The following is a 13,252-nucleotide window of genomic DNA, read 5'->3' as shown; positions in this document are numbered from 1 at the left end:
TTTGGCGCGCATGTCGGACCTGGACGCACTGCTTGCGCGTCCAGGGTTCCGCGGCGGACTGATCGACACCGCACCTGAGGTAGTCGGCAAAATGCTGCCACTCTTGGACGACGCCGTAGCAATCACCGTTGCAGGTCCGGTGGCTGTCAACGACTCGGGCAAGTACGCCGTTCCAACAGTTCCCGGCGATCCGCTGGTCTGCACGCCCGGACTCGTCTCTCTACGTTTGAACCCTTCTACCCTCGGTTCGGTGGTGACCACTGACGCAGAACAGCACCTGCCCCCGACGCTTCGGATGTTCGATACCCACGGATCAAGTTCACACACCACGTATTTGACCCCGGCATCGGATCGTCTCGCTTTCGAAGCGATGCGAACTGTGCCGAGCACTGCAAGGGAAACAAACACTCCCGTCCAGACATCGAATACTCCCGCATTCTGGGCCGAGGCCGATCAGCTGACACAGCTCGACTTCATTCTCGCGGACAGCGGCACCGAACGTCGTAGCGGCTTGGTCGCTTTGGGTGCCCTCGGCTACCGGAGAATCGATCCTCACCTCATGGCTGCCGGGATGGAGCACCTGTCCTACCATCAACTGCCCGTCACGACAGTCGTCGCCGGCAACGGCTGCCTGCAGATCCACCGCGGTGATCTCGACGCCGCAGCCATGTTCGGCGGGACATTGACTCTAGCCTCGGACACCTGCCGAACGATGATCGATCTGAACGGCGTCTCGGAGTGTTGGCTGACCCGCACCCACGGAGTGCACGGTTTGACGACGTCTGTCGAGGTGTACGACTTCCGCCGCAAGTGCGTAGCCGTGTTCACTCAGACTGGCCCAACCGAATCCGCGGTCATGAGCGTATGGGAAGACGTCATGAGTTCCATTTCGGCCGCATCCTGAAGACCGAAGTACGACCCATTCGGGTGTAAGAAATCGGCGCATCGCGATAACTGGACGTGACGACCGAAGCCTAGCCTTGGGTTTCGGTCATTTGTCGTGTCTGCACCCGGACGCTGATTCAAGGAGTTATCCATGCCCCGCCCTCGCGTCGAACCGTCGCTGGTCCCGGCTTTGCGCCCGGCGCTGCCTGCATTGGCCGCCGGGGTGGTCGCGGCGGCAGCGTCGGGGGTCGCGATGCTCGGTGCGCTCTGGAGCGTCGTGCAACTCATCGGTGAACCGTCGATGACTTGGGCCGGGTGGGCATGTGGGCTGTGGCTCACCGGGGTAACGCTCGCGGCCACGTCGTCGTGGCTCTCGCATCACGCCGAGTCGCTCTTCGAGGCCAGGCTTCGACGCCAGCTCGCAGCTCATCTCGTTCGACTGCCCGCAAGCACGCTGTCCCGCTACAGCGGAGACGCACTGAGGAGGCTCGTTTCGGCCGACATCTCGGCGCTGCACCATATGACTGCGCATCTACCGGCCGAGTTCGCCACACTGATCGTGGTCCCGGCGGTCACGATCGCGGTGCTGGTTGCCTCAGCCGGCCCCGTGGCGCTACTCGCTCTGGCTCCCGGCATCGTGGCAGCACTGTTCTACTTGTTCGTGATCCCCAGAATGGCCGCTCGGCACAGCGCCGAAAGTGCGGATGTCATGGGAGACATCGTGACCGCTGTCGACGACTATGCCCGCGGTATCCACGTCTGCCGGATCTACGGCGCGCAGACCGGCGCTGCCGCCGACTATGCAGAATCGACAGCACGGTTCACCCGGGGAATGCAGGAGCGCGTTCGACTCGTGGCTACCCCCGCGGCCGTCGCGGTTGCCCTCATGCAGGCGACGGCCACGTTCGCGATCGCCTATGCCGTCGGATATCGCTGGGATGCAACGACGTTGGCTGCCACTATTCTCTTCAGTCTCGCAATCGTGACACCGGCCCTGCGGCTCGGGCACGGCCTCGACTACGTCGCGGCTGGACGCGCTGCTGCAGTCCGGCTCGCTGCTGCCCTGGACGAACCCACCCTCCCTGCCGGTGAAGCACTCACCATTCCGGCGTCGAGTCCCTCCGACCGCCTGGAGATCGTCGACCTGACTGTCATGATCGCGGACCGCAGAGTCGTCGACGGCGTCACGCATGCATTCCGCCCAGCAGCGATCACTGCGATCACGGGACCGAGTGGAGCGGGCAAGTCGACGCTCCTGAAAGCACTGGCCGGCTTCGAGATCCCGGAACTCGGTACCGTCCGCTACGCGGGCCAGAGCGTCGTCACGATCGACGAGAACCTGCGGCTACAGTCCATTCTGCTCGCCCCCCAGGGCGCAGACGTGTTGCCGGCCACGGTGCGCGAGAACATCGCACTGGCCGCCCCCGATACAACGGACGCGGAATACACCGCCGCACTACGCCGGGCACAGATCGACATCAGCCTCGACACCGACGCCACTTCACTCTCCGGCGGAGAACGTCAGCGAGTCGGGCTCGCTCGGGTATTCCTCTCGCCCGCAGCAGTACTGCTGCTCGACGAGCCGACCAGTGCGCTCGACGATCGGACAGCGGCCGAACTGCTGAAGGAACTGCGCCACTTCGCGCACGACGAAGGAAAGACGATCGTGATCGTCACCCACGACCCTGCTCTTGCAGACGACGCTGACGATCGACTCGACCTCGACAGTCCCAACTCGCACAACGCCGCCTCGCGTAATGCCGCACTGACTGGAGCCTAATAATGAACAGCGCCAATGCAGCCCGTCGCCGCTTGATCACCATCGGATTCGGTTGGGTGTCCGTTGCTGTCCTCGAGGCGATCGCGTACACCACCCTCGCCCTCTCGATCGCTGATCACCGGTCGCCGGTTCTCGTGCTGGCCACGGCCGCAATCGCTCTCTTCGTGACCGTCCTGGTCTCGCGGGGTGGTTACTTCACCGGGGCTCGACTCGTCGGCGATCTCTACGATGCGCTCGGCGACGCCTTCGCCCGCACCAAGCTGTCGTGGTTCACGGACGACAACCGGGCGCTGCTCGCCACCGTCGCCGGGCGCGGAATCCCGTCACTGATGAGCGTTCCCGCGCACCAACTTCAGACCTTCCTCGTTACGCCGCTGATACCGCTGCTCCTACTTCCTGGAGTCGCGGTCGTCGCGGGGCCCGGCGTCATGCTGCTCGTCGGCGGACTGCTCGCCGTGTCGCTCGCGGCTCAGACGCTCGCCCAACGCGCTCTCAGCCGAGCGGACGCTCGCCGGCATGAGGCCGAACTCGCAGCAACGCAGTCGACTCTCGAGCTCACCGATCATCTCGAATTACTGCGCACGGCAGCCGGTCCCACACGTTCCGTCGAACGTATCGAGCGAAGTTGGCGGGATCAGGAAACCGCGCTTGCACGGACCAATCTCGCCGCGGCACCAGCGACATTCATCTCGGCGATCGCCACCATTGTGCCGCTGGCAGGCGCAGTGATCTTCCTCGCCGCCACCGGATTCGACGATCCCGCAGCCGCTCTGGCGCTCGTCATCCTCACCGCCCGCGCCGCTGCCCCGCTCGACGAACTCGCTCTGGCCGGAATCGGAGTCAATGAACTGCGCGCAACGGTTCGCGATTACCGCGCCGCGACTTCGGCTCCCGCACTACCCGAGCCCGCGCCCCAGGACGCCGCGCTCCCTGTTGGAACTGACATCAAGGTCGTCGGAGTGGACCACGCTCCGGTTCTGCGCGGCATCAACGCGGAGATCCCCGCCGGTGAGCGTGTTCTCGTCGCAGGGCGCTCAGGTACGGGGAAGAGCACCCTTCTCGGGCTGCTCATGCGCTTCGACGACCCGGACGAAGGCAGCGTCACTCTCGGCGGAGTTTCATTGCGCGACTTGCCGTACGACGACCTGGCTGCTCACATCGGCTACGTGCCACAAGATCCACTCGTGTTCTCGGGCACGCTCGGCGAGAACATCGGACTGGGAAGACCGGGCGCTACCGAAACCGAGATCGAGGACGCCGCAAGGCGCGCTGCCCTCGGCGCCGTTCTCGACCGCTCGGCGCTCGGCATTCATCAGGACATCGGTCACCAGGGAACCGCTCTCTCCGGTGGCGAACGTCAGCGGGTGGCGATCGCTCGCGCCTTCCTCAAAGACGCTCCCGTCCTGGTGCTCGACGAGGCTACTTCGGCTCTCGACGAGGGCACCGAGCGCCGCATCGCCGGCGCCGTGCGGGAAGTGGCGGCTACCGTCTTCGTCGTCACCCACCGCGACCCCGCCATCTGGGAGCCCACCCGCACGATCACGCTCTGACATCGCAAGCCCTAGTGCCCGCGTTGCAGTCCTTCTACTTCGGTAGGTGTACGACGGACAACCCTTGCAGGCGATCCAGCAGCAACGACGTGATCGGGAATGTCATGCAAAACCACACTTCCGGCACCGATCACGGCGTTATGACCGATCGAAACTCCTGCACCGACGGTGACGGAGGCACCGAGCCACGTGTTCTCGCCGATGACGATCGGAGCGGCTCGCTCCCATCCCTCGCTGCGCCGTCGATGATCATCGACAGGGTGCAACGCTGTCATCAGCTGGGCTCCAGGCCCGATCCTCACGTCCGCACCGATCGTGATCAGCGCATCATCCATGAAGAACCCGTTCGCGTTGACGAATGCGTTGGCTCCAAGCCGAATGTTGTGTCCGTAGCTGCATTGGAACCGCGGCACCACCAAAGCTCCGTCACCTACCTCACCAAAAAGGCTGGCGAGAGCCCGTGAGCGGACAGCATCGTCGTCCGCCGCAGCCCCATTGAACGAGTCGAGCCGACGCCAACACTCGAGCCGCCGTTCCCGCAGCTCGTCATCATCGAGATACCACTCGCCACGAGCAAGCCGATCCGCCTGTTCTCCCACCCGCGGATCGTCGCACACCGCGCCACCGCACTCCGACTGGGCACACCGCACCCCATCGAGCGCTATAACAGGGCGGCTCCAATGCAGCCCGGACGGCGAACGAGATCGCACACCTTTACCGCCGGACCGATCACCCCAGGTTGCGCGACTTTTTTCGTCCATCGGTGACCCCAACCCGGGATACCTTCTGTTCGAACAACCCGTCGCCACACAATCATGTGGCGACGGGTGGGTGCTTTCCGTTCTCCAGTTGTACGCCTACAGCTTCGCGCTGATGAGCGGCACGATATGTTCAGCCGCCCACATCGTTCCGATCGGACCACCACTCGTGATTGCCCACAGAACGTCGCCGCCGTCGGCGGTGCGAGGAGGCAGGCCAACCCAATGACCGGAGGACACAGCGCCGAGTGCTTGGAAGAGCTTCCCGCCGGTCAGCTTGTCGAAATCCTCTTCGCTGCCTGCGGCACTGCGACCGATCAGCAGGAAATCCGCATCGATGTTCTCGAGAAGTTCCTCTCCGACCGTGCTCTGGGTGACGAACTCCTTCGCACGCGGATTCTCGGCGAAACCAAGCTCACCCAGGAATGTTGCCGGCGCCGAACCTGGCGCTGAAAGATACTGCAGCCCATTGCCGGTGCCGTAGAAGATCGCCCAAGTCGCAGTCAGACCCGCGAGTTGCGGGTTCTCCTCACGCACTTTGGCGAAGTACTGATCATGCTCTGCCACAACCTTTTCAGCCGCATTCGAGAGATCGAGGGTCTCGCCCAGAACACGGATCGACTCCTTCCACGGCACGAGCATCCGCGACTTCGTGTCGGGGCTCGTCACAACCGGTGCGATGGAGGACAAACGCTCGTAGTAGTCGCCCATGGACAAACCACCCAGGCCGTCAGCCCAGCCGACGGCGACGATGAGGTCCGGTTCGCTCGCGGCGATCGCTTCGACGGGAAGTGTTCCGCCCATCGCGAACTCGAAGGTGTCGAGATTCTCTGCGTCGTAAGGCAACAAGTACGACTGGGAAGCCGATTCCTTCACCATCGACGAGGAGAGGACAGGTTTGACGCCGAGCGCGAGGAGCATTTCCGTGTCGACGGCGTTGGGCACGATGGCGGCGATCCGCTCCGGTCGCTTCTCGAGAATACTTGTACCGTATGGCGATTCCAGGGTCAGCGGGTAGGTGGTCGTTCCTTCCGCAGCGGGCAGGGCGTTCCCCTCCGAACCGGGAGAGGATGCCGTTTTCGAGTCTTCGGCCGAGGCCGAGCACCCGGCTACGAGGAGCGCTGCGGCGAGCGCGGCCCCGATCAGTCCGGTGATCCGTGATCGTCTGGTGCGCAGGACTGTCATTTCTGCCTTTCGGTGTTATCGAGCACTTTCGGTGTTGCTGAGGTGAAGGGTGTTGGGTGAGCGATGGAGCCAGGTCAGGAATCTGCCCGAACGGCCCCGCCGCGTTTCCAGTAGCCGGTGAAATCGATGTGGGTCTTCGCAATTCCTCGATCACGAATCAAATGACGCCGAAGCGAGCGAACCGTCGCCTGTTCGCCTGCAAGCCAAGCGAATACGCGTCCGTCAGGCCATTCGGCAGCACTGACCGCGTCGAGCAACAAAGTAGTAGCGCCGGGCTCGACCCCCTCGCGCGGCAACCACGTGACACTCACCCCGGACAACTCGCGCACCGATTGGATGTGAGCCGAGTCCGCAATTTCGACGAACACATGCCCCCTGGCATCGGCGGGCAATTCCTCGAGCAGACGTGCGATCGCCGGCAACGCGGTCTCGTCACCGACGGCCAGCAGATACTCGTGATCTTCCGGGAGTCCCTGCGATACAGAGGGGCCCGCGATGTGCATTCGGTCGCCCGGGCTGGCGTCCCGCGCCCAGGTGGTAGCCACTCCGTCGCCGTGAACAACGAAATCGACGTCGAGTTCCCTTGTTTGCGGATCGTAGCGGCGCACGGTGTATGCGCGGGCAAGCGGACGGCGCCCCGCAGCGAAAGTCACACTGCCGTCGACCATTACCGGCAGGACCGGGTCGGTTTCGCCGGGGTAGGTGAACAGCAACCGGATGTCGTCGTCGAAGCCCGTACTCGCGAAGGCGGGTTCGGCAATTCCGTCGGCGTTGGTGAAGGTGTCGAGTTGGGCTCCGGTGAGCGTCACTCTCCGCATGCCCGGCGTCACCTCTGTCACCCGATGTACCTCGAGTTCACGCAAGGTAACGGGGTACGCCGTTGTCGGACGGGTGTTTCGGGGCACGGAAAGTCTCCTCGGAAGCGCACAGACGGGGGTCCGGCCCACGTTCGATCACGACGGGAGGGCCAATAAATAAAGCTAGCCTGCCCTAATCAGTTAGGGTTATCCGTGCGTGCCGACTTCTTACACTCATCGGTCGGCTGGAAGAGAATGCATCGACGTCGGGAGGGCATCGTGGGACCACGGTTGGTGTTCCCCGCAGGCGAAGTCCCCGAGATCCCCGCTGCTCGGCTCGCCTCGACCGCGAATGAACGCGAGCCACTGCTGTTCTGGGTACATACCGGGCGCGCAGAATTGCAGATCAGCGGCCGTACCCGCAGTGTGACTGCGGGGGCGGCAATCTGGGTACCGGCGGGAATCGCGTACAGCATCCGGGTCGATCCGGGCGCGGTCGCATTTCCCATCCCACTGCCCGCGGCCGACCTGCCGCCCGCGTTGAACCGGGTCATCGACTTCGAGATCCCAGCAGACTGGCAGGACTGGCTCGTCCACCAATTCGCGCACAACTTGGGATTTCTTCGGGGTGAGACGGCAGCGGGAGCCGGACTGATCGAGCTTGTCGCGGGTGTTCACTCCGACGGGGACGACAACTCCCCGTCATACTCGCCACCGCGCTTGCCACGCTCGGCCGAAACCCTCGAGATCGCACGCACGCTGCTGCGGACGCCATCCGACGACACCGAACTTTCCCGGTTCGCCCAGCAACTCAAGATCGGTGTCCGCACCCTGCAGCGCCGATTCACCGAGGAAACGGGATTGTCATTCGTGCGCTGGCGTACTTCGGCCCGGATCGCGGCAGCGACCTCATATCTGGCCGCCGGCCGCGAAATCGGCTGGACGGGTAGCCAGGTCGGATTCGCGACACCCGCGGGCTTCACCCGCGCCTTCCGAGAACACACCGGCATGACACCCACCGATTACGCACGCGCCAACCGGCGCCCGACGCCGCCCCGTGAAGACGAGACCCTGGCACAGGGCGTTGCATTGTTGTCCGAAGGAGGCGCCCGGTCAGGATCGGCACCAGCACCCCCGACGATCCCCGCAAGTGGAACGTGGGCACGGGTCAACGACTTTCACGTCGTTGTCTGGATCTACCGAGGCTCCGCCCGGGTCACTTTCGGCGACCGAACCTGGAATCTGAGACGGGGTGACGCGATGTGGCTTCCCGCTGGAGTGCGCAACAGCGTCGAGATCGCCGAAGGCTCTTTGTTACTCCCCCTCGGATCCCAGCCGGGTGCCTCTCCCGTCACCGCACCGCCCCCACGTGTGCTGCACTTCACGCGCGAAGCGCAGGCGTATCTGCTGCACACGGTGGTCGCCAATTACACCCACCTGCGCCCCGAGATCCACGACCCCGCCCGGATCGCGAGGCTGATTCGAAGTGCCGCGGCAGCACCCCTACCCAGCGGCGATCAGGCCGATCCAGTCGAAACGATCCTTGCCGCACTCCGGAAGAACCCCGCCGATTCGCGCACGCTGCCGGATTGGAGCGCTCGGCTCGGCGTCGACGAGGACATGCTCCTCAAAGACTTCGTAGCGGCCACCGGCCAGAGCTTCCCGCGCTGGCGCGGTCAGTTGCGGATGACCCTCGCCCGCGCTTATCTCGAGGAGGGCCTCGCGGCCGGGGAGGCTGCCCGTCGACTCGGCTACGCGCACGCGTCCGGATTCACCAAGGTCTTCATCGCGGCTCACGGCATGTCGCCCCGGGACTACCAGCGCCGCGGATGGCGAGGAACGGTCGAAGGACTCATCGACCCGTGAACCTCCGTCGGATTCACATCTACCGCTCGTCGCCGCCCTTGGATTCCGGCGACAGGGCCGGGAACCAGATGTCGGTCAGAACCTCGGCCGCCTGCACCCGAGTCACGTCGATCGTCCCCTGCACGGCCCAGCGTGTGAAGAATCGCTCCAGCTGGCTCACGAGCAATTCGACGCGCAACCTCGCCTCGTCATGCTGTTCCACCGGCCACCGACCCAGATACTTGGGCATGGCATTCGGTAGTTCGGTCATACCGTCTCGCGCCGTCTCGCGGAACTCCGGTTCGAGTGCCACGGCCTCGTCCCACGCCGGCAGCAGGCGCTTGTTCTCGTCGAACCAGTCGAAGGCACGCTCCAGCCACGCAGTGAACTCCACGCGAGAGTTCGTGTCGAGGACCCGATCGAGATCGATGTAAAAAGCGAACGCACTCGCCGCCATCCCGGCCGCGCCGATCGTCTTGAGCATCTCCACCTTGCTGGCGAAATGCACGTAGAACGTGGCTCTACTGCATCCGACGACCGAGGAGATGTCGTCGACCGTGACAGCCGCGTATCCCCGTTCCTCGAACAGAGTGCGTGCGGCGTCCACGAGTTTGGCCCGCGTCGCGCGTTTCTGCTCGTCGCGAAGGGTTCCCCGCCTGTTCTTCGGGCCATCGGTAGTCGTGCTCACGTCGCCCACCTTGCTCGCATTTCGACTTCCTGGCAAATCACCGACTCACCGTCATCAAAAAACATTGCGTCATTCATTGACACATCGTCAGCGAATGGCGCACTATGACTCAAGTCACTTCTCGGGCTTCGATTCTTCTTCGCGCACGCCCGAGACAGAACAGAAAGCGATGGCGAATGAGCCCCTCCCCCTTGCCGAGCGTCTGCATCATCGGCGCCGGGCCTACCGGAATCACGACGGCCAAGCGAATGAAGGAATACGGAATACCCTTCGACTGCTACGAAGCGTCCGACGAGGTCGGCGGAAACTGGTACTACAAGAACCCCAACGGAATGTCGGCCTGCTACCAGAGCCTGCATATCGACACGTCGAAGTGGCGCTTGGCATTCGAGGACTTCCCGGTCTCTGCCGACCTTCCCGATTTCCCCCACCATTCCGAACTCTTCCAGTACTTCAAGGACTACGTCGAGCATTTCGGCCTACGTGAGTCGATCATCTTCAACACCAGTGTTGTTGCCGCAGAGCGTGATGCAAACGGACTGTGGACTATCACGCGCTCGGACGGCGAAGTCCGTACCTACGACGTCCTGATGGTCTGCAATGGTCACCACTGGGATCCCAACATCCCGGATTACCCAGGCGAGTTCGACGGCGTCCTCATGCACAGCCACAGCTACAACGACCCGTTCGATCCGATCGACATGCGCGGCAAGAAAGTAGTCGTGGTCGGAATGGGGAACTCCGGCTTGGACATTGCTTCCGAACTGGGGCAGAGATACCTCGCCGACAAGCTCATCGTCTCGGCGCGCCGCGGCGTGTGGGTGTTGCCGAAATACCTGGGCGGCGTGCCGGGAGACAAACTGATCACCCCGCCCTGGATGCCTCGGGGGCTGCGCCTGTTCCTGAGTCGTCGATTCCTCGGCAAGAACCTGGGAACCATGGAGGGCTACGGACTACCCAAGCCAGATCACCGCCCCTTCGAGGCACATCCGTCAGCCAGTGGCGAGTTCTTGGGACGCGCCGGGTCCGGCGACATCACCTTCAAGCCGGCGATCACCAAACTCGACGGAAAGCAGGTTCATTTCGCCGACGGCACCGCCGAGGACGTCGACGTGGTCGTCTGCGCCACCGGCTACAACATCAGCTTCCCCTTCTTCGACGACCCGAACCTGCTGCCGGACAAAGACAACCGATTCCCACTCTTCAAACGCATGATGAAGCCCGGAATCGACAACCTCTTCTTCATGGGACTCGCTCAGCCCATGCCGACGCTCGTAAACTTCGCCGAGCAGCAGAGCAAGCTCGTCGCGGCCTACCTCACCGGGAAATACCAACTGCCGTCCGCGAACGAGATGCAGGAGATCACCAAGGCCGACGAGGCGTACTTCCTCGCCCCCTATTACAAGTCACCGCGCCACACCATTCAGCTCGAGTTCGACCCGTACGTCCGCAACATGAACAAGGAAATTGCCAAGGGCACCAAGCGTGCCGCGGCCTCGGGAAACAAGCTACCTGTCGCGGCGCGCGCAGCAGCACACGAACTCGAGAAGGCGGATCGCGCATGAGCACGGTGAACGGTCACTGCAACAACGAGTTCGAAGCCGTCCGCGCCGCCTTCGAGGCTCAACTCGATTCCGGTGAGGAGTTGGGTGGCTCCATCGCCATCACCGTCGACGGAGAAGCCGTAGTAGACATCTGGGGCGGATACGCCGACGAATCCCGTACCACTCCTTGGGGTCCGGACACCATCGTCAACACCTTCTCCATCACCAAGACCATGACGGCTCTGTGTGCGCTCCTGCTGGTCGAACGCGGCCAATTGGACGTGTACCAGAAGGTTGCTCACTACTGGCCCGAATTTGCGATAAACGGCAAGGAAGACATCGAAGTTCGCCACCTTCTGTCGCATACGTCTGGCGTCTCCGGTTGGGAGCGCCCGATCGAGCTGAAGGACATCTACGACCTCGAGACGTCCACCGCTCGCCTCGCTACCCAGAAGCCTTGGTGGACCCCAGGTACGGCGTCGGGCTATCACGCGATCAACTACGGCCATCTCGTCGGTGAGGTCATTCGTCGCATCGACGGTCGGACCCTCGGCAGGTTCTTTGCCGAAGAGCTTGCCGGTCCACTGGGAGCCGACTTCCACATCGGCACGTCCGCAGAGCATTTCGGTCGAATAGCCACCATGGTTCCGCCGCCCGCGTTGGAGTTCGATCTGTCCTCGCTCGACCAGGACAGCATCTTCATCAAGACCCTGACCTGCCCACTGCTCGACTACCCCGAGGTCAACACCGCGCCCTGGCGGGAGGCCGAGATCGGCGCAGTCAACGGCCACGGCAACGCACGTTCTATCGCTCGGATCCAATCCGTGATCTCGAACGGTGGTGTGCTCGACGGCCAGAAGCTGCTCTCGCAGAGCACCATCGACCTGATCTTCGAGATCCAAGCCGACGGTATCGACCTCGGGATCATGACTCCGCTCAAGTTCGGCATCGGATACGGACTGCCGCACCCGGATACCGCACCCCTGGTTCCCGACGGACGCGCCTGCTGGTGGGCCGGTATCGGCGGCTCGATGCTGGTCAACGATCTGGACCGTCGGATGACTTTCGCCTACGTCATGAACAAGATGGCACCGGGTCTGATCGGGTCCGACCGCAGCAACGCCTATCTGAGCGCTGCGTACAACTCCGAGATCAGCGAGGTCAGTTCATGAAGGCAGCTCAGCTCATGGGGCCTGGTCTCCTCGAGATCAACGACGTGCCGATCCCCGAGATCAGTCCATCGGAACTGCTGATTCGGGTGGGCGCAGCGGGAATCTGCCACTCCGATCTGCATCTCCTGCACTTTCCGTACAAGATGCGCGAAGAACCGCTGACCATCGGCCACGAAATTGCCGGAACGATCGAAGCCGTCGGGAGTGGCGTCGACGGCCGTTCCGTCGGAGAGCGTGGCGTCGTCTACCTCTGTTGGTCGTGTGGACAGTGCCGAGAATGCATGAGCGGCAACGAGAACATGTGCCTCGCCGCTGGACGCACCGCGATGCCGCCCTGCCCCGGGCTCGGTCCCGAAGGCGGAATGGCCGAGTACGTCAAGATCCCGGCTCGCTCCTTCGTACCCATCGGAGACCTCGACTTCCTGCAGGCCGCACCACTCGCCGATGCAGCACTGACGAGCTACCACGCCATTCGCGGCGCACGCGAACATCTCCAGCCCGGTGCCACCGCCGTCGTGATCGGCGTCGGCGGACTCGGTCACGTTGCAGTACAGATACTTCGGGCAATCAGTGCCGTGCGCATCATCGCCGTCGATGTCGGACAGGATCAACTCGATCTCGCCAAACGTTGCGGCGCCGACATCACGCTCGAATCGGGACCGGACACCGCGCAGCACATCCTCGACCTCACGTCGGCCAGAGGCGCAGAAGTCATCTTCGACTTCGTCGGTATCGACGCAACTGCACAGATGTCCGTTCAAGCGGTTGCGCCGAACGGCGCGTATCGCATGGTGGGTCTCGGAGGCGGAAACCCGGGAATCACAGCCGAAGCTGCCGGCGGACCGGGCTGGCCGTGGGGCGCATCGATCCGGAAATCCTATGGCGGCACCAGAAACGACCTCGTCGATTCCATCGCCCTGGCACAGGCCGGTCTGGTAACGGTAGAAGTAGCCCGCTTCGACCTCGCCGATGCGCGAGACGCACTCGACCGTCTCGAACACGGCAAGGTCACCGGACGCGCAGTGCTCGTACCCTAATCTTCGAAAGG

General features: G+C 63.4%; 11 protein-coding genes. 7 read left to right on the top strand and 4 right to left on the bottom strand.

Annotated features, from left to right (window positions below; translation table 11 throughout):
* The first annotated feature begins 10 nt into the window (after positions 1-10).
* From R4P70_RS01475 to R4P70_RS01465, 3 genes are all read left to right on the top strand, one after another.
* The gene (locus tag R4P70_RS01475; protein ID WP_317830276.1) at positions 11-904 is read left to right on the top strand and encodes a hypothetical protein; all 894 of its coding nucleotides are present in this window, start codon (positions 11-13) and stop codon (positions 902-904) included.
* Between the two features lie 132 nt (positions 905-1,036).
* A complete protein-coding gene (locus R4P70_RS01470; RefSeq protein ID WP_317830275.1) occupies positions 1,037-2,665 on the top strand; it encodes an ABC transporter ATP-binding protein in 1,629 nt (542 codons plus the stop codon).
* Positions 2,666-2,667: 2 nt separating this feature from the next.
* A complete protein-coding gene (locus R4P70_RS01465) occupies positions 2,668-4,215 on the top strand; it encodes an ABC transporter ATP-binding protein (protein WP_317830274.1) in 1,548 nt (515 codons plus the stop codon).
* Between the two features lie 11 nt (positions 4,216-4,226).
* Here the strand turns inward: R4P70_RS01465 and R4P70_RS01460 are convergent, their stop codons facing one another.
* The 3 genes from R4P70_RS01460 to R4P70_RS01450 form a co-directional block, all read right to left on the bottom strand.
* Positions 4,227-4,814, bottom strand: coding sequence for a sugar O-acetyltransferase (locus R4P70_RS01460; RefSeq protein WP_317830273.1), 588 nt, complete (start codon positions 4,812-4,814; stop codon positions 4,227-4,229).
* Positions 4,815-5,072: 258 nt separating this feature from the next.
* Positions 5,073-6,158, bottom strand: a complete 1,086-nt coding sequence (locus tag R4P70_RS01455; RefSeq protein WP_317830272.1) for an ABC transporter substrate-binding protein — start codon at positions 6,156-6,158, stop codon at positions 5,073-5,075.
* 74 nt (positions 6,159-6,232) lie between these two features.
* Entirely contained in the window at positions 6,233-7,063 is an 831-nt protein-coding gene (locus tag R4P70_RS01450) for a siderophore-interacting protein (protein WP_031333865.1), read from the bottom strand.
* A gap of 171 nt (positions 7,064-7,234) precedes the next feature.
* Here R4P70_RS01450 and R4P70_RS01445 point away from each other — a divergent pair, with 171 nt between their 5' ends.
* Entirely contained in the window at positions 7,235-8,821 is a 1,587-nt protein-coding gene (locus R4P70_RS01445) for a helix-turn-helix domain-containing protein (protein WP_031333866.1), read from the top strand.
* A gap of 19 nt (positions 8,822-8,840) precedes the next feature.
* Here the strand turns inward: R4P70_RS01445 and R4P70_RS01440 are convergent, their stop codons facing one another.
* Entirely contained in the window at positions 8,841-9,497 is a 657-nt protein-coding gene (locus R4P70_RS01440) for a TetR/AcrR family transcriptional regulator (protein WP_019745884.1), read from the bottom strand.
* A 167-nt stretch (positions 9,498-9,664) separates the two neighbouring features.
* Here R4P70_RS01440 and R4P70_RS01435 point away from each other — a divergent pair, with 167 nt between their 5' ends.
* Genes R4P70_RS01435 through R4P70_RS01425 form a run of 3 tightly spaced genes read left to right on the top strand, consistent with a single transcriptional unit; the run spans position 9,665 to position 13,241 of the window.
* Positions 9,665-11,053: a flavin-containing monooxygenase gene (locus R4P70_RS01435; protein WP_317830271.1), complete on the top strand. Its 1,389-nt coding sequence runs from the start codon at positions 9,665-9,667 to the stop codon at positions 11,051-11,053.
* Positions 11,050-12,204, top strand: a complete 1,155-nt coding sequence (locus R4P70_RS01430) for a serine hydrolase domain-containing protein (protein WP_317830270.1) — start codon at positions 11,050-11,052, stop codon at positions 12,202-12,204. The genes R4P70_RS01435 and R4P70_RS01430 overlap by 4 nt, the downstream gene beginning before the upstream one ends.
* Positions 12,201-13,241 (top strand): NAD(P)-dependent alcohol dehydrogenase, encoded by a 1,041-nt coding sequence (locus R4P70_RS01425; RefSeq protein WP_020909584.1) that lies wholly within the window; start codon positions 12,201-12,203, stop codon positions 13,239-13,241. The genes R4P70_RS01430 and R4P70_RS01425 overlap by 4 nt, the downstream gene beginning before the upstream one ends.
* Positions 13,242-13,252: the final 11 nt, after the last annotated feature.

It is taken from the genome of Rhodococcus sp. IEGM 1241 (assembly GCF_033142365.1).
In the GTDB taxonomy this organism is placed as follows: domain Bacteria; phylum Actinomycetota; class Actinomycetes; order Mycobacteriales; family Mycobacteriaceae; genus Rhodococcus_F; species Rhodococcus_F erythropolis.
The sequence above is the reverse complement of the archived record's forward strand: the minus strand, read 5'-3'. Positions and strand labels throughout refer to the sequence as shown.